Source organism: Mycobacterium pseudokansasii, from assembly GCF_900566075.1.
Classification (GTDB): Bacteria; Actinomycetota; Actinomycetes; order Mycobacteriales; family Mycobacteriaceae; genus Mycobacterium; species Mycobacterium pseudokansasii.
In genome coordinates this window covers 1374353-1398672 of the sequence record NZ_UPHU01000001.1, presented here as the reverse complement: position 1 = coordinate 1398672, position 24320 = coordinate 1374353, and the positions used below count along the sequence as shown (strand labels likewise).

21 protein-coding genes and 1 pseudogene are annotated in these 24320 nt (G+C 67.8%); 8 read left to right on the top strand and 14 right to left on the bottom strand.

Going from position 1 to position 24320, the window contains the following annotated elements; all coding sequences use genetic code 11:
* Positions 1-891, bottom strand: a complete 891-nt coding sequence (locus EET10_RS06410) for a glycosyltransferase family 2 protein (RefSeq protein WP_036398091.1) — start codon at positions 889-891, stop codon at positions 1-3.
* The gene (rfbD, locus tag EET10_RS06405) at positions 884-1798 is read right to left on the bottom strand and encodes a dTDP-4-dehydrorhamnose reductase (RefSeq protein ID WP_063466831.1); all 915 of its coding nucleotides are present in this window, start codon (positions 1796-1798) and stop codon (positions 884-886) included. The genes EET10_RS06410 and rfbD overlap by 8 nt, the downstream gene beginning before the upstream one ends.
* 67 nt (positions 1799-1865) lie before the next feature.
* Between rfbD and EET10_RS06400 the strand changes: the two genes are divergently transcribed.
* On the top strand, positions 1866-3344 hold the full coding sequence (locus EET10_RS06400) for an LCP family protein (RefSeq protein WP_036398095.1): 1479 nt from the start codon (positions 1866-1868) through the stop codon (positions 3342-3344).
* Entirely contained in the window at positions 3332-4057 is a 726-nt protein-coding gene (locus tag EET10_RS06395; protein ID WP_211187907.1) for a TIGR03089 family protein, read from the top strand. The genes EET10_RS06400 and EET10_RS06395 overlap by 13 nt, the downstream gene beginning before the upstream one ends.
* Before the next feature lie 96 nt (positions 4058-4153).
* Here the strand turns inward: EET10_RS06395 and EET10_RS06390 are convergent, their stop codons facing one another.
* Positions 4154-4441 (bottom strand): hypothetical protein, encoded by a 288-nt coding sequence (locus EET10_RS06390; RefSeq protein ID WP_244601872.1) that lies wholly within the window; start codon positions 4439-4441, stop codon positions 4154-4156.
* Positions 4442-4732: 291 nt separating this feature from the next.
* Between EET10_RS06390 and EET10_RS06385 the strand changes: the two genes are divergently transcribed.
* Positions 4733-5014 carry a DUF1490 family protein gene (locus EET10_RS06385; RefSeq protein WP_063466838.1) on the top strand — a complete coding sequence of 94 codons (282 nt, stop codon included), beginning with the start codon at positions 4733-4735 and terminating at the stop codon, positions 5012-5014.
* Positions 5015-5050: 36 nt separating this feature from the next.
* The gene (ctpC, locus tag EET10_RS06380) at positions 5051-7183 is read left to right on the top strand and encodes a manganese-exporting P-type ATPase CtpC (RefSeq protein WP_099188686.1); all 2133 of its coding nucleotides are present in this window, start codon (positions 5051-5053) and stop codon (positions 7181-7183) included.
* 88 nt (positions 7184-7271) lie between these two features.
* On the opposite strand, the gene EET10_RS06375 is transcribed toward ctpC, so the two are convergent.
* Positions 7272-7946, bottom strand: coding sequence for a cation efflux transmembrane domain-containing protein (locus tag EET10_RS06375; RefSeq protein WP_036398098.1), 675 nt, complete (start codon positions 7944-7946; stop codon positions 7272-7274).
* A 114-nt stretch (positions 7947-8060) separates the two neighbouring features.
* On the opposite strand from EET10_RS06375, the pseudogene EET10_RS30605 reads away from it, so the two are divergent.
* The 3 genes and pseudogenes from EET10_RS30605 to EET10_RS06360 all read left to right on the top strand — a co-directional run.
* A pseudogene (locus EET10_RS30605) lies at positions 8061-8147 on the top strand (hypothetical protein); the annotation flags it as partial.
* A gap of 162 nt (positions 8148-8309) precedes the next feature.
* Positions 8310-9494, top strand: coding sequence for a CoA transferase (locus EET10_RS06365; RefSeq protein ID WP_036398100.1), 1185 nt, complete (start codon positions 8310-8312; stop codon positions 9492-9494).
* A gap of 233 nt (positions 9495-9727) precedes the next feature.
* Entirely contained in the window at positions 9728-11968 is a 2241-nt protein-coding gene (locus EET10_RS06360) for a SulP family inorganic anion transporter (RefSeq protein ID WP_099188099.1), read from the top strand.
* Between the two features lie 5 nt (positions 11969-11973).
* Here EET10_RS06360 and EET10_RS06355 read toward each other — a convergent pair whose 3' ends face one another.
* From EET10_RS06355 to EET10_RS06320, 8 genes are all read right to left on the bottom strand, one after another.
* Entirely contained in the window at positions 11974-13899 is a 1926-nt protein-coding gene (locus tag EET10_RS06355; RefSeq protein ID WP_425293763.1) for a serine/threonine-protein kinase PknD, read from the bottom strand.
* 90 nt (positions 13900-13989) lie between these two features.
* A complete protein-coding gene (gene pstS / locus EET10_RS06350; protein ID WP_122502754.1) occupies positions 13990-15072 on the bottom strand; it encodes a phosphate ABC transporter substrate-binding protein PstS in 1083 nt (360 codons plus the stop codon).
* A gap of 332 nt (positions 15073-15404) precedes the next feature.
* Positions 15405-15845, bottom strand: a complete 441-nt coding sequence (locus EET10_RS06345) for a response regulator (RefSeq protein WP_036398104.1) — start codon at positions 15843-15845, stop codon at positions 15405-15407.
* Positions 15842-17467, bottom strand: a complete 1626-nt coding sequence (locus EET10_RS06340) for a sensor histidine kinase (protein WP_081260444.1) — start codon at positions 17465-17467, stop codon at positions 15842-15844. Before EET10_RS06340 ends, EET10_RS06345 begins: the two co-directional genes overlap by 4 nt.
* Entirely contained in the window at positions 17464-18618 is a 1155-nt protein-coding gene (locus EET10_RS06335; RefSeq protein WP_321191540.1) for a PP2C family protein-serine/threonine phosphatase, read from the bottom strand. Before EET10_RS06335 ends, EET10_RS06340 begins: the two co-directional genes overlap by 4 nt.
* 256 nt (positions 18619-18874) lie before the next feature.
* Complete coding sequence (locus EET10_RS06330; protein ID WP_036398107.1) at positions 18875-20044, bottom strand: acyl-CoA dehydrogenase; 1170 nt, start codon at positions 20042-20044, stop codon at positions 18875-18877.
* Positions 20045-20068: 24 nt separating this feature from the next.
* Positions 20069-20584: a 5-(carboxyamino)imidazole ribonucleotide mutase gene (purE, locus tag EET10_RS06325; RefSeq protein ID WP_036398109.1), complete on the bottom strand. Its 516-nt coding sequence runs from the start codon at positions 20582-20584 to the stop codon at positions 20069-20071.
* The gene (locus EET10_RS06320) at positions 20581-21909 is read right to left on the bottom strand and encodes a 5-(carboxyamino)imidazole ribonucleotide synthase (RefSeq protein ID WP_063466836.1); all 1329 of its coding nucleotides are present in this window, start codon (positions 21907-21909) and stop codon (positions 20581-20583) included. Before EET10_RS06320 ends, purE begins: the two co-directional genes overlap by 4 nt.
* 99 nt (positions 21910-22008) lie before the next feature.
* On the opposite strand from EET10_RS06320, the gene EET10_RS06315 reads away from it, so the two are divergent.
* Entirely contained in the window at positions 22009-22677 is a 669-nt protein-coding gene (locus tag EET10_RS06315; protein ID WP_036398111.1) for a GtrA family protein, read from the top strand.
* On the opposite strand, the gene EET10_RS06310 is transcribed toward EET10_RS06315, so the two are convergent.
* Together EET10_RS06310 and EET10_RS06305 are read right to left on the bottom strand one after the other, a co-directional pair.
* Positions 22632-23150, bottom strand: coding sequence for a PH domain-containing protein (locus EET10_RS06310; protein ID WP_023371481.1), 519 nt, complete (start codon positions 23148-23150; stop codon positions 22632-22634). The genes EET10_RS06315 and EET10_RS06310 overlap by 46 nt on opposite strands.
* 14 nt (positions 23151-23164) lie before the next feature.
* Positions 23165-23974 (bottom strand): biotin--[acetyl-CoA-carboxylase] ligase, encoded by an 810-nt coding sequence (locus EET10_RS06305; protein WP_063466827.1) that lies wholly within the window; start codon positions 23972-23974, stop codon positions 23165-23167.
* Between the last annotated feature and the right edge of the window lie 346 nt (positions 23975-24320).

Here is a 24320-nt window from a genome sequence, read left to right as displayed (position 1 = left end):
TCAGTGCCGCCCTTCTGCTAGTTTCCGGCGCGAGCTGCGCACCATGAGACGAGAACGCACCGCCAGTGATCCCCGCAGCGTCCAGCGCAGCGGCGCACGCCACCAGCCGCCATGCCGATCCGCCAGGAATATATATGTGCTCTGGTGGTGCGCCGCCAGATGAGTCGCCGGGTCGCGTCCGGTCGAGTGGCCCTTGTGATGCAGGACTTCGGCGGAGGGCACATACACACTGAGCCAGCCGGCCTTGCCGAGCCGATCGCCCAGGTCGACGTCCTCCATGTACATGAAGTATCGCTCGTCGAACCCGCCGACCTGGGCGAAGGCCGCGCGCCGCAGCAACAGACACGAACCCGACAGCCAGCCGACAGCCCGTTCACTGGGCTCCAGGTGCTCCTGGCGGTAGGCCTTGGTCCACCGATTGCCCGGCCACACCGGCCCGAGCACCGCGTGCATGCCGCCGCGGACCAGGCTGGGCAGGTGACGCGCCGACGGGTACACCGACCCGTCGGGATCGCGGATCAGCGGACCCAGCGCACCGGCGCGGGGCCAGCGCTCGGCGGCCCCCAGCAGGGCGTCGATGCTGCCCGGCCCCCATTGCACATCCGGGTTGGCCACGATCACCCAGTCGTCCAGCCAGTCCTCACCGAGCCGGTCGAGCTGGGAAACGGTGAAGTTCACCGCGGTTCCGTAGCCGAGATTGGCGCCCGTCGGCAGCAGCCGCACGTTGGGGTAGCGCTCGACCGCCGCCTGCGGTGTTCCGTCGGTGGAGCCGTTGTCGGCCAGCAACACACTGACCGGACGCTCGGTGGCCAGCGACAACGACGCCAGGAACCGCTCCAGGTGAGGGCCCGGCGAATAGGTCACCGCGACGACCGGTAAGACGTCAGTCACGCGTAGAGGGTAACGGTCGCTGCGTGGGATGTCCCGGGACTGCGCCGCGAGCTGCCGCCAGGGCCGCGGCCAGCGCGCTGCGCCAGGGCCGCAGCGGGGTTAATCCGGCCGTTGCCCAGGCCCGGCCACCCAGGGCCGAGTAGCTGGGCCGCGGCGCGGGCCGCGGGAACTGGGCACTGCTGACCGGCCGTACCCGGCGGGGATCGGCGCCGCATTCTTCGAACACCGCACGAGCTTGGGCGAACCGGGAGACGGCACCCGCGTTGGCGGCATGCAGCACCCGCCCGCGCACGCCGGAGCCGGCCACCTCGAGCAACGCCGCGGACAGGTCGGCCACATAGGTCGGTGATCCGGTCTGGTCGCTGACCACGTCGATCGGGCCGTCACCGGCGGCCAGCCGGCGCATGACGGCCACGAAATCCGCGCCGTCGCCGCCGGTGTAGACCCAGGCGGTGCGCACCACGACGGCCTCGGGCAACGCCGCCAGCACCGCCTGTTCGCCGGCGAGCTTGCTGCGGGCATACACACTCTGGGGCGCGGTTGCGTCGCCGGGCTCGTAGGGATGTGGAGGCGCGCCGCCGAAGTCGCCGTTGAACACGTAGTCGGTCGAGACGTGGATCAGCCGGGCACCGACACGCGCGCAGGCACGCGCGAGGTCTTCCGGGCCGGTGGCGTTGACGGCGTAGGCGCGGGCCTCGTCGCTTTCGGCGGCGTCGACGTCGGTGTAGGCGGCGCAATTGAGCACGATGTCGCCGGTTCGGATGATCACCTCGGCCGCGCGCGGGTCGGTGATATCCCACTGCGACGACGTCCGGGCCAGCACCTCGCGGTCCCCGCGAGCCGCCTGCGCAGCCACAACGCGGCCCAGCTGCCCGCCCGCACCGGTGATCACGATCCTGCCCGACATGCGTTCGAGTCTGGCACGCCGGCCCGCGCTACCCAGAAAGTAGCTGTGGCACAAGTAGCCTACAGTGATGCCTGTGCAACGTGTGGTTCGTGCGGTCTGCACCGCATTGGCCGTCGCGGTCGTCCTCGGCACCGGATTGGCATGGACCAACGTCCGGTCGTTCGAAGACGGCATCTTCCACATGTCCGCACCCTCGCTGGGCCATGGCGGCGACGACGGGGCGATCGACATTCTGCTGGTCGGCCTGGACAGCCGCACCGATGCCCACGGCAACCCGTTGTCCGCCGAGGAATTGGCGACGTTGCGGGCCGGCGACGAGGAAGCCACCAACACCGACACGATCATCCTGATCCGCATCCCCAACAACGGGAAGTCGGCCACCGCGATATCCATCCCGCGCGACTCCTACGTCCAGGCCCCCGGCCTGGGCAAGACCAAGATCAACGGTGTCTACGGCCAGACCCGGGAGGCCAAGCGGGCCGGACTGGTCCAAGCGGGCGCTTCCGCGGCCGAGGCCGCCGCGGCGGGCACCGAAGCGGGTCGCGAGGCCCTGATCAAGACGGTGGCCGAACTCACCGGCGTCACGGTCGACCACTACGCCGAGATCGGCCTGCTCGGTTTCGCGTTGATCGCCGACGCGCTCGGCGGCGTCGACGTGTGCCTTAAAGATCCTGTCTACGAACCGCTTTCGGGCGCCGACTTCCCGGCCGGCCGGCAGAAGCTCAACGGTCCGCAAGCGCTCAGCTTCGTCCGCCAGCGCCACGAGCTGCCACGCGGCGACCTGGACCGGGTGGTACGCCAGCAGGCGGTGATGGCCTCGCTGGCCCACCGGGTCATCTCCGGCAAGACGCTGTCCAGCCCCGCCACACTCAAGCGGCTGGAGGCGGCCGTGCAGCGCTCGGTGGTGCTGTCGTCGGGCTGGGACATCATGGATTTCGTCAAGCAGATGCAGAGCCTTTCCGGCGGCAACGTCGCCTTTGCCACCATCCCGGTGCTCGACGGCGCCGGCTGGAGCGACGACGGCATGCAGAGCGTGGTCCGGGTGGACCCGCACCAGGTTGCCGACTGGGTCGGCGGACTGCTGCACGAGCAGGACGAGGGCAAGACCGAGCAACTGGCCTACACACCAGCCAAGACCACCGCCGACGTGGCCAACGACACCGACATCAACGGATTGGCGGCGGCGGTCTCAGAAGTCTTGAGCACCAAGGGATTCGGCACCGGATCGGTGGGCAACAACGACGGCGGCCACGTGAAGGGCAGTCAGGTGCGGGCCGCCAAGACCGACGACCTGGGCGCGCAGCAGGTCGCCAAGGAACTGGGCGGGCTGCCCGTCGTCGCCGACTCGTCCGTACCGCCGGGAACGGTCCGGGTGGTGCTGGCCAACGACTACACCGGGCCGGGCTCGGGCCTCGGCGGCAACGGGACCGGTGCCATGACGCCCGCCCGCGCGTCGAGCGCTGGGAATGCCGGCGCCTCGGACACCGCTCCCCCGCCGTCGCCGATCCTGACCGCGGGTTCCGGCAATCCGGAGTGCATCAACTGACCACACTGTCCGGGGCGATCCTCGATCCGATGCTGCGGGCCGACCCGGTCGGCCCCCGCATTACCTACTACGACGACGCTGTTCGGGCCGCGGGCGAGCGCATCGAGCTGTCTGCGGTGACCCTGGCGAATTGGGCCGCCAAGACCGGGAACCTGCTGCGCGACGAGCTGGCGGCCGGGCCGGCCAGCCGGGTTGCGGTGTTCCTGCCGGCCCACTGGCAGACGGCGGCCGCGCTGTTGGGGGTGTGGTGGATCGGCGCCGAGGTAGTGCTCGACGGCCCGGCCGATCTGGCTCTGTGCACCGCGCAGCGGCTCGACGAGGCCGACGCCGCGGTTTCCGGCGGCGAGGTGGCGGTGCTGTCGCTGGATCCCTTCGGCCGGCCGGCACCCGACCTGCCGATCGGGGTCACCGACTACGCCACGGCGGTGCGGGTGCACGGCGACCAGATCATTGCCGAGCGCCACCCCGGGCCGGCGCTGGCCGGCCGATCGGTGACCCAGGTCCTGGCCGACTGCCGTGACTCAGCAGCGGCGAGAGGTTTGACGGCAGCCGATCGGGTGCTTTCCAGCGCGTCTTGGGCCACACCCGATGAGCTGGTGGACGGCTTGCTCGCGGTTTTCGTTGTCGGCGCCTCGTTGGTACAGGTGGCCAATCCCGACGCCGGGGTGCTGCAACGCCGGATTGAGGTGGAAAAGGTCACCCGCGTCCTGTAACCACCCACCAACCGGTGGCATGGCGGGCTGAAGCCGACACGATCTGCCTCGACTAACCGGGCGGACTGCAGGATGATGCACCCGGCGAAAGCAGGGCTAAGGCGTCGGGTGCGGGCCGCCCCGCCACGGGTACATCGTCTTGGTCGTCACGTCGACAATGCCTTCGGAATTCCAGTACCAGTCGTGGGGAACATTCCAGTCCCAGCTGAGCACCTGACTACCCGGGGGCGGAGGGTCACCGGGGAACCAGTGCGTACAGGTCAGTCCCGGCGGGCAGTTCCCACCCTGGTAGCTGGGGCCGTCCGCCTGGGCAGTGCCCGATGCGAATACCGCCACGGCAAAACTGGCGGCCACCGTGGCCGCAACTGCCCGCAGTCCATTCATGATGTCCTTTGCGCCCGGCGCGACCCGATGACGCGCCTGCCTGAAGCCATTTGAGTGCATCGTGATTGCTACCGATCCCAACTATGCCGGAGGGAACGCGGACTGGTACCGGTTACCGACAGATGCCGACTTGCTGCGCCGCGAGCGAAGATCTCGGCGGCTGACGCCGGCGATCGCCGACTCGACATACCGGCGGGCAATACATATTGATATTGCCATATTTCTATGTTAATTTCGGCACCGCAATCTAGCCCACAGGGTGACGACAAGACCAAAAGAGAGGTTCAAGCAATGGCAGTGCAGGCGATCTTCGCGAAGGCAGCAACTACGGTGATCACTGGTTTGGCCGGGGTCACCGCCTACGAGGTGTTGAAGAAGGTGGCGGCCAAGGCCCCGTTGCACCAGACCGCCGTGTCGGCCGCGGAGCTGGGCCTGCGTGGCACTCGTAAGGCCGAGGAGGCCGCGGAGTCGGCCAGGCTCAAGCTTTCCGATGTGATGGCCGAGGCCCGGGAGCGCATCGGCGAGGAGGCGCCCACGCCCGCCGTTGCTCACGACCACGACCACGACCACTGACCGACGTTCGACATGACCCTGGCAATCACTCAAGCGATGCCTCATGCAGTGGTATCCGACGCCGCCGGACGCATGCGCGTCCACGTGGGCTGGGTCCGCGGCAACTCCCGGCGGGCGGTAGCGGTCGAAGAGGCCGTCGCCAAGCAGAACGGGGTGCGGGTGGTGCACGCCTACCCGCGCACCGGGTCGGTCGTCGTGTGGTACTCGCCGCGACGTTGCGACCACTCGGCGGTGTTGCAGGCGATCAGCGACGCGCAGCACGTCGCGGCTGAGTTCATTCCGGCGCGGGCGCCGCATTCGTCGGAGATCCGCAACGCCGACGTGCTGCGCATGGTCATCGGCGGCGCGGCGCTGGCCCTGCTCGGGGTGCGCCGCTATGTGTTCAAGCGGCCGCCGCTGCTGGGCCCCAGCGGCCGGATGGTCGCCACCGGCGTCACCATCTTCACCGGCTACCCGTTCCTGCGCGGTGCGCTGCGGTCGCTGCGCTCGGGCAAGGCGGGCACCGACGCGCTGGTCTCGGCGGCCACCGTCGCCAGCTTGATCCTGCGGGAGAACGTCGTCGCCCTGACCGTGCTGTGGCTGCTCAACATCGGTGAATACCTGCAGGATCTGACCTTGCGGCGGACCCGGCGGGCGATTTCGGAGTTGCTGCGCGGCAACCAGGACACGGCCTGGATTCGGTTGCCGGACGGCGCCGAAGTCCAGGTGCCCATCGACACCGTGCAGATCGGCGACGACGTCGTCGTGCACGACCATGTCGCCATCCCCGTCGACGGCGAGGTGGTCGACGGTGAGGCCATCGTCAACCAGTCGGCGATCACCGGGGAGAACCTGCCGGTCAGCGTCGTCGTCGGGACACACGTGCACGCGGGTTCGGTGGTGGTGCGCGGACGCCTGGTGGTGCGCGCCCAGGCGGTGGGCAACCAAACCACGATCGGCCGCATCATCACCAGAGTCGAAGAGGCACAACAGGATCGGGCCCCGATCCAGACGATCGGCGAGAACTTCTCCCGCCGGTTCGTGCCCGCCTCGTTCATCGTCTCGGCGATCACCTTGTTGATCACCGCGGATGTCCGGCGGGCGATGACCATGCTGTTGATCGCCTGCCCCTGCGCGGTGGGTTTGTCCACCCCGACGGCGATCAGCGCGGCGATCGGCAACGGGGCGCGCCGCGGCATCCTGATCAAGGGCGGCTCGCACCTCGAGCAAGCCGGCCGGGTCGAAGCGATCGTGTTCGACAAGACCGGAACGCTGACCGTGGGGCGGCCGGTGGTCACCAATATCATTGCCATGCACAAAGATTGGGAGCCCGAGCAGGTGCTGGCCTATGCCGCCAGCTCGGAGATCCATTCGCGGCACCCGCTGGCCGAGGCGGTGATCCGCTCGACCGAGGAACGCCGGATCAGCATCCCGCCGCACGAGGAGTGCGAGGTGCTGGTCGGCCTGGGCATGCGCACCTGGGCCGACGGGCGGACCTTGTTGCTGGGCAGCCCGTCGCTGTTGCGTTCGGAGAACGTCAAGGTCTCCAAGAAGGCCTCGGAATGGGTCGATACGCTACGGCGCCAGGCGGAGACCCCGCTGCTGCTGGCCGTGGACGGCACCCTGGTGGGGCTGATCAGCCTGCGCGACGAGGTGCGGTCCGAGGCGGCCGAGGTGCTGAAGCAGCTGCGGGACAACGGCGTTCGCCGCATCGTCATGCTCACCGGGGACCACCCGGACATCGCCAAGGTGGTCGCCGAGGAGTTGGGCATCGACGAGTGGCGCGCCGAGGTGATGCCGGAGGACAAGCTCGAGGTGGTGCGCGAGCTGCAGGACGACGGTTACGTCGTCGGGATGGTCGGCGACGGCGTCAACGACGCCCCGGCGCTGGCCGCCGCCGACATCGGGATTGCCATGGGCCTGGCCGGAACCGACGTCGCGGTCGAGACTGCGGATGTGGCACTGGCCAACGACGATCTGCAGCGGCTGCTCGATGTGCGCGACCTGGGTGGGCGGGCGGTGGAGGTGGTCCGGCAGAACTATGGCATGTCCATCGCCGTCAATGCCGCCGGACTGCTGATCGGGGCGGGCGGCGCGCTGTCCCCGGTGCTGGCCGCGATCCTGCACAACGCATCCTCGGTTGCGGTGGTGGCCAACAGTTCTCGGTTGATCCGCTACCGCCTGGATTGAGACCGGCTACGTCGAGATTGCCGCTGGGGCTGTGGAAGAGCCGCTTTTACCACAACCCTGGCGGCAATTTCGGCGTTCGGACCGACGGTCAGCAGCCACAGTCGTGGCCGCGCCAGGACCGGACGCCCTGCCAGACCGCAACACCGGAGATGGCGAGCCCGATGACGGGGTCAACCCACCAGCCGCCCGGCCAGCCGGCCGTGATCGCCAGTCCCAGCAGAACCCCGGCCGCCTGCGCGGCGCACAGGTAGTTCTGGGTGCCTTCGCCCTCGGTGGCCCCCGATTTCAAGCGGGCGCCCAGCTTGTGGTTGGCCCAGCCGAGAATCGGCATCAGCACCAGCGCGATGGCCGTCAGCGCGATGCCCAGCACCGAGGTTTCGGCATGCTGGCGGCCGGCCAGGTGGTGCAGGGATTCGGCGGCGATGTAGGGGGCGGTCAGCCAGAACGACACCGCGACTCCGCGTTGCGCCCGCCGCTCGGCGGTCGGCGACAGGGTGCGGTCGCCGGTGAAGCGCCACAGCACCATCGCACTGGCCAGGCCCTCGGACCCGCCGGCGAGAGCCCACCCGGTCAATGCCACGGATCGCACCGCCAGGCCCTGCCACAGCCCGATGCCGCCCTCGATGAGCAATACGGCCAGGCTGACCCACGCCAGCCGGCGCGCCCACACGGCGTTGTGCTGCCATTCGGGGTCCCGCTCGACCGCCGGCGTTGCGGGCGTGACCCCGTGGTAGTGGTCGGTATGCGAGATCCCGGTGTCCATCCCGACGATGTTAAAGGCAAGGCCGGCCCGACGCCGGTTCGACCGGCCCACTGTGACCGAAGCGATGGCGATTACGCTGACTGCAATAGCCTGCGGCCGTCGAGGAGATCGCAGATGGGACGCACCGAGAACGACACCTGGGACCTGGCTTCCAGCGTGGGTGCCACGGCGACCATGGTGGCGGCCGGACGTGCCCGCGCCACGCCGCCCCAGCCGGCCCCGCTGCCCCTGCCGGCCCAGCCGGCCCTGCCGGCCCTGCCGGCGCTGCCGTTGAGGGCATTCCCTTCGCCGAGAATTACTACTGCACTGCGGTGCTGCGCCGGCAGGCGGCCACACGTTAGGGAATAAGGGAAGGGTTCGCCGATGCAGAACGACAGACCCGCCAAGCCACTCGACGGGTTTCGGGTACTCGATTTCACCCAGAACGTCGCCGGTCCGCTGGCCGGACAGGTACTGGCCGATCTGGGCGCCGAGGTGATCAAGATCGAGGCGCCCGGCGGTGAGGCGGCTCGCCACATCACCGCGGTCCTTCCCGGACGTCCGCCGCTGCCCACGTATTTTCTGCCCAACAACCGGGGCAAGAAGTCGGTGACGGCGGACCTGACCACCGGCGCGGCCAGGCAGCAGATACTGCGCCTCGCCGACACCGCCGACGTGGTGCTGGAAGGCTTTCGCCCGGGCGTCATGGAACGGATGGGCCTGGGGCCAGAGGACTTGCGAGCCCGTAATCCGAAACTGATCTATGCGCGCCTGTCGGCGTTCGGCGGCAACGGCCCGCACGGCAACCGGCCCGGTGTCGACCTGATGGTCGCCGCCGAGGCCGGGATGACCACCGGGATGCCCACACCGGACGGCAAACCGCAGATCATCCCGTTCCAACTGGTCGACAACGCCAGCGGCCACGTGCTGGCCCAGGCGGTGTTGGCCGCGCTGCTCAACCGCGAGCGCCACGGGGTGGCCGACACCGTCCGGGTGGCCATGTACGACGTCGCGGTGGGTTTGCAGGCCAACCAGCTGACCATGCACCTGAACAAGACCAGCGGTGACCGGCCGAGGACCGATTCCGCGCCACAAGGCAAGCGGCGCAAAGGGGTCGGTTTTGCCACCCAGCCGTCCGACGCGTTCCGCGCCGCCGATGGATACCTGTTGATCAGCGCGTATGTGCCCAAGCACTGGCACAAGCTGTGCCACCTCATCGGCCGGCCCGATCTCCTGGACGACGAGCGGTTCATCGACCAGCGCGCGCGGGCGATCCACTACCACGAGTTGACCGACGAGCTTCAGTCGGCACTGGCCGCCAAGACCGCCGCCGAATGGGTTGAGCTGCTGCACGAGGGCGGTCTGATGGCCTGCCTTCCCTACACGTGGAAACAGGTCGTCGACACCCCGTTGTTCGCCGAGAACCAGCTCGCCGTCGAAGTCGGCCACGGGGACTACGCCGTCACCGTGATCCGAACTCCGGCGCGCTATTCGAGCTTCAGCGCGGTGGTTGCCGATCCCCCGCCGGCCATCGGCGAGCACAACGACATGCTTCTGACCGAACCCTAAGGTCCGGTGTCACGGCCCATCGCTTTCTTTGAGTTACCGATGAATTGACCTACCCCGCGCTGACCTCCTACTGACCGGCGTAGAGGATTACAGGGTCGTATTCCGTCACCTCACATATTCGCTATTTACCCAATATGAACTCTCGCTTCCAAGCCGGTGGGCAGCAGGGGCGTCGGGACGGGGAAAGCGGTTCTGCCGCCGCCGACCTTTTGATCGCTTCGAGGAGCCACGATATGAGCGCCGCTATCAAGGACTCCGCCTTACGTACCGAAACTCGCTCACGGTCGATCTTGGTTAACCTGCGGCACGACCTTCCGGCTTCGCTCGTCGTCTTTCTGGTCGCGTTGCCGCTGTCGCTGGGGATCGCGATCGCCTCGGGCGCTCCGCTGGTCGCCGGGCTGATCGCGGCGGTGGTGGGCGGCATTGTCGCCGGGGCCATCGGCGGGTCGTCGGTTCAGGTGAGCGGGCCGGCTGCGGGTCTGACCGTGGTGGTCGCCGGGCTGATCGACCAGGTCGGCTGGCCGATGTTGTGCCTGATGACCATTGGCGCAGGTGCGCTGCAGATCGCGTTCGGCGTGAGCCGAATGGCCCGCGCCGCGCTTGCCATTGCTCCGGTGGTGGTGCACGCCATGCTGGCGGGCATCGGCATCACCATCGCGTTGCAGCAGATTCACGTGCTGGTGGGTGGGTCGTCCCGGAGTTCGGCGTGGCAGAACATCGTGGCACTGCCCAACGGCATCCTGCATCATGAACTGCACGAGGTGATCGTCGGCGGCACCGTCATCGCCATCTTGCTGTTGTGGTCGAAGCTTCCTTCCACAGTGCGGATGGTCCCGGGCGCCCTGGTGGCCATCGTGGCGGCGACCGCGCTCGCACAGGCCACTGGACTAGACGTCGAGCGAGTTACCTTGTCCGGCGACTTTTTCGAGGCGATCAGCTTGCCGAACATCCCCGAGATGTCCCCCGACGGCCGCCCGTGGACCCAGGAGATCGGCGCTATCGCCGTCGGTATCCTCACCATCGCCCTGATCGCCAGCGTCGAATCGCTGCTGTGCGCGGTCGGTGTCGACAAACTGCACCGAGGGCCCCGCACCAACTTCAACCGCGAAATGATCGGTCAGGGCAGCGCGAATATGGTGTCCGGACTACTCGGCGGCCTGCCCGTCACCGGGGTTATCGTCCGCAGTTCGGCCAATGTGGCCGCCGGTGCCCGGACCCGGATGTCGGCGATTTTGCACGGGGTATGGATCCTCCTGTTCGCGTCCCTGTTCACCGACCTGGTGGAACTCATTCCCAAGGCGGCGCTGGCCGGTTTGCTGATCGTGATCGGCGCCCAGCTGGTCAAGTTGGCTCACATCCGATTGGCCTTGCGCACCGGCAATTTCGTGATCTACACCATCACCATCGTGTGTGTGGTATTCCTCAACCTGCTCGAGGGTGTGGCTATCGGGCTTGCGGTGGCGATCGTGTTCCTGCTGGTCCGAGTGGTGCGCGCGCCCATCGAGGCCAAGCCGGTGGGGGAAGAGGCCAAGCACTGGCGGGTCGATATGGACGGCACGCTGAGCTTCTTGCTGCTGCCGCGGCTGACCCATGTGCTCTCGACGCTGCCGCGGGGAGCCGACGTGACGCTGCACCTGAACGCGGACTACATCGATCACGCGGTGTCCGAGGCGATTTCGGACTGGAAAACCGCACACGAGGCGACCGGCGGATTGGTCGCCATCATCGAGACGTCGCCCGCGAATATGATCAGCGCGCACAGCAGTCCGCCGAAACGTCACTTCGGGACCAGGTCGCTGCGGGATGTGGCGTGGCCGTCGCGGCGCGACAAGCATCCCGAGCGCGCTTCCATCCTGCGCGGCGTCGAGGAGTACCACCGCAACGGCGCCAGGGCACTGCACCACCAGGTGCGGGCGCTGACGGATCCGCCGAACCCGGACACGTTGTTTCTCACCTGCGCCGACTCCCGGATCCTGCCGGACGTCATCACCGCCAGCCGGCCCGGTGACCTCTACATCATCCGCAACGTCGGCAACCTGGTACCGACCGATCCCGCCGAGCACTCGGTGGACGCCGCCCTCGACTTCGCGATCAACGAACTCGATGTGAGTTCAGTTGCGGTGTGCGGACATTCGTCATGCCACGCGCTGCAGGTATTGCTGGAGCGGAGCAGTCCCCTGGGTCCCATGGGTCACTGGCTGCAATATGCACTCGAGAGCCTGGCCGCATTCCGCGACAACCATCCCGCGCGGTTGAGCGCGGTGTCCAACGGCTTCACCGAAGCTGACCAACTCGCCATCGTCAACGTGGCCGTGCAGGTGGAAAGGCTTGCCCGAAACCCGATCCTGGCCCCGGCATTGGCGTCCGGCGCGGTACGAATCGTCGGAATGTTCTTCGACCTGTCCACGGGCCGGGTGCACGAGGTGGACCGCAGCGGCATCGTGTGCCTGGAAGAGCCGGCCGGCGCGCAATAGCGGCATCAGAGCGTCAGCTTGACCGCCCGGTCGTTGCCGCGGTCGGCGACGTACACATTCCCCGAGCCGTCGACCGCCACCGCCAACGGGGTGTTGAGCCCCGTGAACGGGAGCACGGTCGCGGTGTTCGACCCAGCCGCCAGCTTCACCACATCGTTCTTGTTGTGCTCGGTGACATAGACGTTGCCGACGGTGTCCACGGCGATACCCCACGGCACGGAGAGTTCGTGGAACGGCAGCACGGTCTGGTTGTTGGACCCGGCGTCCAGCTTGACCACCCGGTTGTTGTCGGTGTCGGCGACGTAGATGTTGCCGGCGCCGTCCACCGCCACACCATCGGGATTCTTCAGGCCGTCGAACGGCAGCACGGTCTGGGTCTTGGCGCCGGCCACCAGCTTCACCACCCTGCTGTTGCCGCGGTCGGCGACATACACACTGCCCTGCGCATCGACAGCGACCCCTTCGGGGTAATCAAGGCCGTCGAACGGCAGCACCGTCTGGCTGTTGGAGCCGGCGGGCAGCATCACCACTCGGTTGTTGAAATCGGTGACGTAGATGGCACCGGCGCCGTCAACCGCCAGCCCCTGAGGTTGGTAAAGCCCGTTGAACGGCAGCACCGTCGCGGTGCTCGACCCGTTGGCCAACTTCACCACCCGGCCGTACATGCCCTCGCTGGTGACGTAGACGTTGCCCGCGGTGTCCACCGCCACCCCGCCCGGCGAGAGCCGGAAGTCGATGCCCTTGAACGGCAGTACCGTCTGCCCGGACGCCGGAGTCGAGGGGCGCGACGGCCGGGCTACCACATACCCGAGGGCGGCGACGACGAGCAGTGCTGCAGCGCCTACCAGGATCCACAGCTTGCGCTTGGAATGGTGCCGCGGCGCGCCCGGCGCCAAGTCGGGCGCCGGCGCGCGCGGTGGCTGGCCGAACCCGGGCGGCCCGGCCGGACCCGCGGGCGGCGCGGGTGCGGGCCGGTCCCGCCAGCTGCCGGTGCCCGCGCCCGGTGGCACCGGCGCAGCCATCGTCTCGGCGCGAGGCGACGGCTGCGCCGGACCCAGCGGGACGCCGACGGAGCCGGGCGCGGGATGCCCCGGTGCGCCGCCCGGTCCGACCCCCGCGGGCGCGTCCTCGTCCAGCCGCCGCAAAATCGTGGTGGCCTGATCCTGCTCGGGTGCGCTCAGCGCTTGATGGGCGGCGGCGGCCAGTTCGCCGGCGCTGCGGTAGCGCTCTCCGGGATCCTTGGCCATGCCTTTGGCGATCACCTCGTCGAATGCCTGCGGAACCCTTCCGGGTCGCAACCGGCTGGGCTGCGGGGCGGGCTGGGTCAGATGCGCGCCGACGGCCCGTTCGATGCTGTCGGTCGGATACGGAGGTGACCCGGTCAAGCATTCGTTGAGCACACAGGCCAGCGAATAGATGTCGGCGCGATAGGTGACCTCGTCGCCGGTGAATCGCTCCGGAGCCATATAGCTGTAGGTACCCATCGCGATCCCGGCCCGGGTCAGCCCCGGATCGGTGGCCGCGCGGGCGATGCCGAAGTCCACGAGATAGGCGAAGTCGTGGTCGGTGATCAGGATGTTCTCCGGTTTGACATCGCGATGCGTCACACCGGTGGTGTGGGCGGCGTCCAGCGCGGCGGCGATCTGGCGCACGATGGCCACCGCGCGTGCCGGGCTCAACGGCCCGGACCGCTTCAACAGCGTGGCCAGGTCGGTGCCGTCGACCAGCCGCATCTCCAGGAACAGCTTGCCGTCGATCTCGCCGTAGTCATGGATGGGCACCACATGCGGCTCGGTCAGCCGTCCCGCGGCGTCGGCCTCACGCTGCATCCGGGCACGAAACACCGGGTCACCGGAGAACTCCGGCGAGATCAACTTCAGCGCCACCACCCGGCGCTTACGGGTGTCCTCGGCCTCGTAGACCTCGCCCATCCCGCCCCGGCCCAGCAATCGCCTCAACTCATAGGGCCCGAACCGGGCCCCGGCCCGCGCATCGGTCACGGCCGAGCTCCCTTCACCGGATCACGAGATAGCATTGACCGCCTTCGCCAGCTTTGCCTGAAACGAGCTCGGCAGGGGAATGGATCCATACTGCTCCAGACCGTCCTGGCCGGGGCCGATCGCGGCCTGCATAAACGCCTTTACCGACTTACCCGTCGCCGCGTCCGGGTATTTGGAGCACACGATCTCATAGGTCGCCAGCACGATCGGGTAGGCGCCGGACTGTGTCGGCTTGTAGAACGACGACGTATCCAGCACCAGGTCGTTGCCTTGCCCCTGGAAGCGCGCCCCGGCGATGGTCTTGCCAACGGAATCGGTGGTGATCAGCACCGGGTCCGGGCCTGCCGAGGTGATGATGCCGGCCATGTGCAGCTGCTTGCCCACGGCGAATGACCACTCGTTGTAGGTGATCGATCCGTCGGTCGTCTCCAGCAGCGCCGACGTGCCGTTGTTGCCCGCGGCGCCGTCACCGACACCCCCGTGGAACGTTTCTCCGACGCCTTTGCCCCAGGCGCCGTCGGATGCGCCGTCGAGGTACTTCTGGAAGTTGGCCGTGGTCCCTGATTTGTCGCTGCGGAAGATCACGTGGATAGGCGTCGGTGGCAGGCCGGTGTCGGAGTTGAGGGCCTTGATCGCGGGGTCATCCCATTTGGTGATCGTGCCGTTGAAAATCTTTGCGGTCGTGGGCCCGTCGAGATTCAGCTTGCTCACTCCGTTGACGTTGTAGGTCACCGCGATCGGGCCGAACACCGTCGGCAGATCCCACGCCGGCGAGCCGCACCGGGCCGCGGCCCGGTCGGGCTGACCGGTCGACGGGTCCAACGGCACGTCGGAGCCCGCAAGGTCGGTCCGGTTGTTGACGAACTCCTCCACCCCGGCCCCGGAGCCGTTTGCGTTGTAGTCCAACGTGTAACCGGGGCAGGCACGAATGTAGGCGTAGACGAATTGTTCGATCGCATTCTGTTGCGCGGTGGAACCGGCGTCTTGGAGTTCCTTTTTGCCGCCGCAGTCGATCTTCGTGGCGGCGCTGTCGGTATGACCGCCGCATGCCGAGAAGACCAGCGCGGCCGTGGTCAGCACGCTCACCAGGCCGCCACGGCCAATAGGTCGGTTGGACGTCACGGAACTCCTCTACACCACCGTCGCCACAGGCCGCGAGCCGAGCCGGAACCGCTCCTGCGAGACGTATGAACGACAAAGGTGAACATAGTAAACCTTCGCGGGTAAACGGAACTGTGACAAGGGGTATGCCCGGATCGTCCGTGGGCTACCTGACCTGTCCGATTTGGACGTTTTCCAACGTGTCGTCGAAATCGGCGCAGAACCCGTCCTATGACCTGGCGTTGTCGCTGATCGTGTTCGCAGGGCTGCTGATCGCCGCCGGAGGGCTATTGGTTTGCCCGGCGGCGCTCCGAATCTCGTTGAGCGGCAACCACTCAGCTCGACGGCAGCCGCACCACCTGCAGGAAGAACTCGTCGATCTGCCGTACCGCGGTCATGAACTGGTCGAGGTCGACCGGCTTGGTGACGTAGGCGTTCGCATGCAACTTGTAGCTGCGCAAGATGTCTTCCTCCGCCGCGGAGGTGGTGAGCACCACGACCGGGATGCGCGACAGGTCGGGGTCCGACTTGATCTTCTCCAGCAGCTGCCGACCGTCGTACTTCGGCAGGTTCAGGTCGAGCAGGATCAGATCGGGTCGGGGCGCATCGTGGAACTTGCCGCGACGGTAGAGGTAGTTCAGCCCCTCTTCTCCGTCACGCGCGACGTGGAGCCTGTTCTTGACCTTGTTGTGCTCGAATGCTTCTCGAGTGATGAGCTCGTCGCCCGGGTCGTCTTCGACGAGCAGGATGTCGATGGGTCGGCCTGCCGATGTCATGCGGTTGTTCCTTTCGGGGAGGGCACGTATTTGCCGTCGGCACCCGTGGAGCCGGCAGCCGGGGGCGCGGCGATGGGCAACGTGAACTCGAAGCGGGTTCCGTCGGTGTAGGAGGTGTCGATCCAGACGGCGCCGCCGTGGTGCTCGACGATTTTGCGGCACAACGCAAGACCCAGACCCGTTCCGGCGTAAGTGTCGCGACCGTGCAGCCGCTGGAAAATGATGAAGACCTTGTCGGTGAATTCCTCCGGGATGCCGATGCCGTTGTCGGTCACGCTGAACAGCCATTGACCGTCGCGCTCGCCGCTGCCCCGCCGGCATTCGACGACGACCCGCGGCGCGCGGTCCTGGCGCCGGAATTTGATCGCATTGCCAATCAGGTTCTGCCACAACATCGTCAGCAACGTCGGGTCACCCACCACCCCCGGCAGCGGCTCGGCGGGACTCACAACGTGGGCGTTGGATTCCTCGATCGCGGTGGCGAGGTTGGCCAAGGCGGCGTCCAGCGTCGTGTCGAGGTCGACGTCGGTGCTCGTGGTGCCCAACCGGCCGACCCGGGAGAACCTGAGCAGGTCGTTGATGAGCACCTGCATGCGTTTGGCTCCGTCGACCGCGAAGCCGATGTATTCGAGGCCGCGCTCGTCGAGCTGATCGGCGTATCGCTTTTCGAGCAACTGACAGAAGGCGGCGACCTTGCGCAGCGGTTCCTGCAGATCGTGGGACGCGACGTAGGCGAATTGCTCCAGTTCGGCGTTCGAGCGCCGCAACTCGAGGGCCTGCTCATCCAATTGCGCCCGTGCCGAATGCGATGCCTCGAGCTCTTCCACTATCCGCTGCCGCATGTTCTCGACGTCGGTGGCGATGCCCCGGATGTCTTTGGGTCTGCGGGGCGGCGTGATGGCTTCGCCGAAGTTGCCTTCGGTGACCCGCCGGCATGCCCGCGCCAAGGCAGCCAGCGGACGGGTGACCGCCCGTCTGGTCAACAGCCCCAGCAGCGCCGCTGTGGCAAAGAACACCAGCACCATCGCGGCCAGCACCCGGTCGCGCCAGTCGTCCATGTGCTGAAGCCGGTCGGCCGCCTGCGCCCGGGCCTCGGCCAGATGCTGGTTCTGCACGCCGAAAAGCTCACGGAGCCGGTCGAATTGGGCCTTGCCCATCGCCACGATGGCGCCGTTGACCACGATCGGGGTGTCCGGGGTCACCTGCGCGATCAGCGGCTGGGCATAGCTGGTCCGCCAGGCGGCGGCGGCGTTTTCGACCGCGTCCAGATCAGCCAGCAGTTCAGGGTGGTGAGCCAGTCGCCGGCGGACGTCGTCGGCGGCGGCCTGCTCGGCACGCTGCCCCTCGTAGTAGGGGCCGAGGAACTGCTTGTCGGCCGATATCAGGTAGCCGCGGATGCCGGTTTCCTGGTCGCGTAACGCCGACTGCAATTGGCAGGCCGCTACCCGTGACGGCGCAATGTCGTCGCGCAGTTCGCGCGACAAATCGTCGGTGCGATTCAGCAATATCGCACCCGCCACCGCGCCCGCGAGCACCATCAAGCCCATGACCGCCAACACCAGCGCTTGCCATCCCCGCACGGTGAGTTCTGTTCGGCGCCATGCCGTCCCGCCGGCAGTCATCGGGTCGTGCGCTCCACACGTAGCACGGCGATGTCGTCGGTGAGTCCGCCGAGCGACTGGGCGCGCTGCTGTGCCCCGTCGATCAGCGCGTCGACGAATGCGGGACCGGGCAGCGCCGCGTGCGAGCGGGCCAGCGCCAGCAGGCCGTCCTCACCGAGGCGTTGCCGCCCGGATCCCGAATACCCCTCGAACAGTCCGTCGGTGATCAGCAGCAGCCCGTGGCCCGCCGGCAACGCCAGCTCATGCTCCGGCCAGTTGTCCAGATGCAGGCCCAGCGCCGGGCCGGCCGGTGGCTCGAGCCATTCCACGGTGCCGCCGCCGTGCAACAACATCCCGGGATGACCCGCCCGGATCACCTTGATGCAGCCGCCATGCGGGGGGCCAGCCGGGATGGTCAGGCTGAGCACCGTCGCGAACACTCCTTCGCCGGTGCGTTCGGCGCGCAACACCTGCTCCAGCCGCCGCACCCGCTCCACGCCGTCGACGCCGGCCAACGTCAGCGCACGCCAGGCGATCCGCAGTGCCGCGCCCAAGGCGGCCTCGTTGGGGCCGTGCCCGGCGACGTCACCGATCAGGACATGGACAACCCGGTCCGGGGTTTGGACGACGTCGTAGAAGTCCCCGCACAGCAAGGCGTCTTCACGGCTGGGCCGGTACCGGGCGACGATGTCGACGCCCGGACGATCCAGCAGCAGCGGGGAGGGCAGCAGGCCGCGTTCGAGCACTGCGTTCTCCCGCGCGCGAAGCCGGCTTGCGTGCAGATCGGCGGCGATCAGCTCGGCACGTTTGCGCTCGATCGCGTAAAGCAGTGCGCGCCGCAGCATTTCGGGCTCGACCCGCCCCTTGACCAGGTAGTCCTGCGCCCCCGCCGCCACCGCAGTGGCGCCGAAGTACTCGTCGCTCAGCCCGGTCAGCACGACGATCGGCACGGTGGCATCGCGTTCGGCGATGCGGGCAAGCGCGTCCATCCCGTTGGCGTCGGGAAGGTTCAGGTCCAGCAGCACGCAGTCGGGCCGGGCGGCGTCCAACTCGCGCTCGGCGTGTGCCATCGAGGGCGCCCATCTGACCTCGATATCGCTGACCGCGTCGGCGATCAGATTTTCGACGAGGACGGCGTCGGCCCGATCGTCTTCGATCAGCAGCAACGACAACGACTGCCGTTGCGCCGCGGGGGCGATGCCGGGACCCGGCCCGGGCGTCAGGTCGCGCTTACGTGGTGCGCGCACAGATAACCACGCCTTCTACCTCACTCCCCCTGGCCGCGGTGTACCCGTTTGCTCGAGTCCGACGATGACCGACGATAGCCGGTCCCCGGTTGTGCCCACACCTGCCTGCCACCCCGACGGTCGGCAGCGCTGCGAGCTTGACTTTACTGGCGGATCCTGAGCGTGGACCCGTCCCGGAATGTCAGCGCAGCAACGCCCGCGACATCACCACGCGCTGGATCTGGTTGGTGCCCTCGTAGATCTGAGTGATCTTGGCGTCGCGCATCATTCGCTCGACCGGGAAGTCGATGGTGTAGCCGGCGCCGCCGAACAGTTGGACCGCGTCGGTGGTGACCTCCATCGCGACGTCGGAAGCAAAGCATTTCGACGCCGCGGAGATGAAACCCAAGTTCTGCTCGCCGCGCTCGGCGCGTGCGGCAGCGGAGTAGACCATCAACCGCGCCGCCTCCACCTTCATCGCCATGTCGGCGAGCATGAATTGCACGGCCTGGAAGGTGCTGATCGACTCGCCGAACTGCTTGCGGTCCTTGGTGTAGGCGATGGCGGCGTCCAGCGCGCCCTGGGCGATCCCCACGGCCTGGGCGCCGATGGTGGGGCGGGTGTGGTCCAGCGTCGCCAGCGCCGTCTTGAAACCGGTGCCCGGCTCGCCGATGATCCGGTCGCCCGGGATGCGGCAGTTCTCGAAGTACAGCTCCGTGGTGGGCGAACCCTTGATTCCGAGCTTGCGTTCCTTGGGACCGACGGTGAAGCCCTCGTCGTCCTTGTGCACCATGAACGCCGAGATGCCGCTGGCGCCCTTGTCCGGGTCGGTCACCGCCATCACCGTGTACCACGACGATTTGCCGCCGTTGGTGATCCAGCACTTGGCGCCGTTGAGAATCCATTCGTCGCCGTCGGCCTTGGCGCGGGTGCGCATCGATGCCGCGTCGCTGCCGGCCTCGCGCTCACTCAGGGCGTAGGAGGCCATCGCCGTGCCATCCGCGACCTGCGGCAACACCTGCTTCTTCAACTCCTCGGAGCCGCGCAGGATCAGGCCCATGGTGCCCAGTTTGTTGACGGCGGGAATCAACGAGGCGGACGCGTCGACACGGGCGACCTCCTCGATGACGATGCAGGCCGCCACCGAGTCGGCTCCCTGGCCGCCGTACTCCTCGGGCACGTGCACCGCGTTGAAGCCGGAGGCGTTGAGCGCATCCAGCGCCTCCTGCGGGAACCGCGAATTCTCGTCCACGTCCGCGGCATGAGGAGCGATTTCCTTTTCTGCCAGCGCGCGAATCGCCGCCCGCAACTCCTGGTGCTCTTCGGGCAGCTGGAACACATCGAACGACGGGTTTCCGGACCAACCAGCCATTGTACGAGCCCTCCTAGTCTCCTTCTAGTCGCGGGTTAACTTACCCGCACGATTCTGCAGTTCCGCATCCTTGGCCCGGACGGTCTCGGCCAGCCGGTCCTGGAATGCCATGACTCGCGCCCGCAACTGGGGATCAGACGACCCCAGCATCCGCACCGCCAGCAGGCCGGCGTTGCGCGCCCCGCCGATGGACACCGTAGCCACCGGCACCCCGGCCGGCATCTGCACGATCGACAGCAGCGAGTCCAGGCCGTCGAGCCGGGCCAGGGGCACCGGCACCCCGATCACCGGTAGCGGCGTGGCGGAGGCGACCATACCGGGAAGGTGGGCGGCGCCGCCGGCGCCGGCGATGATGATCTCGATGCCGCGGTCGGCCGCACCGCGTGCGTAGTCGAACATCAGCGCCGGGGTGCGATGCGCCGACACCACCCGCACCTCGGTCGGGACGTCGAATTCGGCCAGCGCCGCGGCGGCGTCGGCCATCACCGACCAGTCGCTGTCGCTGCCCATGATCACCGCGACCCGGGGCTGTTCGGTCATGCGGATCCCATCCGTCGCGCCTCCACTTCGCTTCCTCCCTCCCAAGCGGGAGGGGGTACCTCCCGCTTCGGGGGGCGTGCCCCCAGTGCATCGTCGCCGGCGGCATGGGGATCCCATCCGTCGGTCCACTGTGCATGTGACAACCAATGCGCGGCAAGATCGGCGCGTTCCCGCAGCTGTTGCAGGTCAGTACCGTCGGCGCCGAGGAAGTTGAGGTGTCCCACCTTGCGGCCGGGCCGCTCCGCCTTGCCGTACAGGTGGACCTTGGCGTCGGGCATCCGCGCGAACAGGTGGTGCACTCGCTCGTCGAGCGACATTGCCGGCGGGGCGGCGGCGCCGAGCACGTTGGCCATCACCGTTACCGGAACGATCGCGTCGGTGTCGCCGAGCGGATAGTCGAGCACCGCGCGCAGATGCTGCTCGAACTGACTGGTCCGGGACCCGTCCATGGTCCAGTGCCCGGAGTTGTGCGGCCGCATCGCGAGTTCGTTGACCAGCAGCGTGCCGTCGGTCGTCTCGAAGAGCTCGAGGGCGAGCACCCCCACCACACCCAATTCGGCGGCCAGCCGCAACGCCAGCTGCTGCGCGGCCGCGGCCGAGTCGCCGGTCAGCTCCGGCGCGGGCGCGATCACCTGGACGCAGATGCCGTCGCGTTGCACCGTCTGGACCACCGGCCAGGCCGCGCCCTGGCCGAACGGTGACCGCGCCACCAGCGCCGACAGTTCCCGGCGCAGCGCCACCCGCTCCTCGACCAGCACCGCCACACCATTGGTCAGGTAGTCGTGCGCGATGTCACGGGCATCGGCGAGGTCGCGCGCCATGCGCACGCCCCGGCCGTCGTAGCCGCCGCGAACCGCCTTGACCACCAGCGGTGCGTCCGCCTGCCCGGCGAACCCGTCCAGGCAGTGCAGGTCGTCGAGCCTCTCGATGCCGATGTAGCGCGGCACCGGGGCGCCCAGGGCCGCCAACTTCTGCCGCATCACGAACTTGTCCTGGGCGTGCACCAGGGCCTGCGGCGGGGGCGCCACGTTGACGCCTTCGGCGACCAGCTTTTCCAGCAGCTCGGTCGGGACGTGCTCGTGGTCGAAAGTGAGCACGTGAGCCCCGGCCGCGACGCGGCGCAGGTCGTCGATGTCGGTGTGCGACCCGATCACCACATTGGGCGTCACCTGCGCCGCCGACTCGTCGGCCGAGGTGGCCAAGACGCGCAGGTTCTGACCCAGCGCGATGGCGGCCTGGTGGGTCATCCGGGCAAGCTGACCACCGCCGACCATGGCGACCAGCGGGGCCACTATCGGGGTGCGGGAACTCGGCACGGGCACCATGGTGTCATGGCCCGCCACCGGCGTGTTTGACGGCTGCAGTACCAGATCGTTATGTAGCATTTTGCGTCGATTTCGCGTCGATCCGTACACTGACGTGTTGTGTCCTTTGCCGATGCCACGATTGCGCGCCTTCCCGGGGTGGTTCAGCCCTATGCGCAGCGCCACCATGAGCTGATCAAATTCGCCATCGTCGGCGGCACCACATTCATCATCGACTCGGCAATTTTCTACACGCTGAAGCTGACGATTCTCGAGCCCAAGCCGGTAACGGCCAAGGTGATCGCCGGGATCGTCGCCGTCATCGCGTCCTACGTGCTCAACCGGGAATGGAGCTTTCGCGACCGCGGCGGCCGCGAACGCCACCATGAGGCACTGCTGTTCTTCGCGTTCAGCGGCGTCGGGGTGCTGCTGAGCATGGCTCCGCTGTGGGTCTCCAGCTACGTCCTGCAGCTGCGGGTGCCAATGGTGTCGTTGACGGTGGAAAATATCGCCGACTTCGTCTCCGCCTACATCATCGGCAACCTGCTGCAGATGGCGTTTCGGTTCTGGGCGTTCCGGCGCTGGGTATTCCCCGACGAGTTCGCCCGCAACCCGGACAAGGCGCTGGAATCGGCGCTCACCGCCGGCGGAATCGCCGAGGTGTTGGAGGACACCCTCGAGGGCGGCAACGTCACTCTGCTGCGCGCCTGGCGCAGTAAGAGGAACCGGACCGGCCGGTTGGCTCAGCTGGGCGCTTCCTCCGAGCCCAGGGTGTCGAAAACTTCGTGATACAGCAGCGCGTGCACTTCACGTAGGCGCGGAATGTCGGGGAATTCCAGCGGATCGTGTGACGCCGACTCGATGATGAGCGTCCCGGTGCGAAACATCCGTTCGGTAATCCGGTCACGAAACTCCACGCTGTTGATCCGTGCCAACGGGATGTCGATCCCGGTTCGGGTCAGCACGCCGTGCCGAAACATCACCCGCCGGTTGGTGACGACGAAATGCGTGGTCAGCCAGCTCAGGAACGGCCACAGCGTGCCCCAGCCGACGATCACCAGCCAGATGCCCCAGATGACGCCGTGCAGGATGTTCTTGGTGAGCTGCGGCCACTGTGTCGAGTTGACGAACCCGGAACCCAGCGCGGCCAGGCCGGTGACCAGGATCAGCACCACGACCGGCCAGATCAGCCGTTTCCAGTGCGGGTGGCGATGCAGGACCACCTGCTCGCCGGCGGCCATGGCGTTGTCCGGATACCTCATGGTGGCGACCTTAACTAACGCAGATGCGCCACGTCACCGGCTGACACCAGCACTGGCTCACCCCCGGTGTCGACACAGAGCCGGCCCTGGTCGTCGATGTCGCGCGCGATCCCGACGACGTCCTTCCCCCCGGGCAGCTGCACCCGCACGCGCGACCCGATGGTCAGGCTGCGGGCCCGGTAGTCGGCCGCCAGTTGCGCGTCTGCGTCGCGCCACTGGGCGATCCGTGCCGCGAGGCCTCGTAACAGCCCGGGGATCAGTTGGTTCCGGTCCGGTTCCGGCACGCCGAGGTCGAACAACGACGTCGCCCCGGGACCGTCGACCTCCTCGGGGTCCTGCGTGACGTTGAGTCCGACACCGATCACCGCGAACGGTTGGGCGACCTCGGCCAGGATGCCGGCCAGCTTGCCCATGGCTGCGGCAGACCCGGCCAGCACGTCGTTGGGCCACTTCAGGCGTGCTTCACTCCCGCCGGCTGCGATCAGCGGGGTGACCGCGTCGATCACCGCCAGCCCGGTAGCCAGCGACAGCCAGCCCCACGCGGCGGTGGCGACGCGGTCGATACGCACGCCGACCGACATGGTGATCTGCGCACGGGGCGCGGCCGTCCAGCCTCGGCCATGGCGTCCGCGTCCGGCGGTTTGGTGCTCGGCGATCAAGACCGCCCTGTCGATATCGACTCCGGAGGCCGCGCGCTCGAGCAGATCGGTGTTGGTGGAGCCGGTCCGCTCCACCACGTCGAGTTGGCGCCATCCCGAGCCGATCGCCTCGGCACGCAAGGCCGCGGCATCGAGTGGCGGCCTGAGCTGATCCCGGTTCATCACGGCTCAGCCTAGGCACGCCCCGGAGAACCTCAACGACGCCGGTCCGGGCTGTTCCCGCCACGGCTCTACGACTGTGGGCCGCCAGGTGAATCGCTGGGGATGATCCGCCTGGCCGCGCTCCAGACGTTGACCGCCGGGCTGGTCCGTATCAGACCATCCGGGAAGCCGTCACAACGCCGAACGCCGGGCAGGCATCCCGATATTCTCCTCAGACCTGGGGATCGCCATCGGCCGAGCGGAGAATACGTAATGTCAACTGTGATAGCGGTCCCGGAGATGCTGACTTCGGCTGCGGCGAATCTGGAAAGGCTCGGCTCGACGATCAGGCTCGACGATCAGCGCGGCC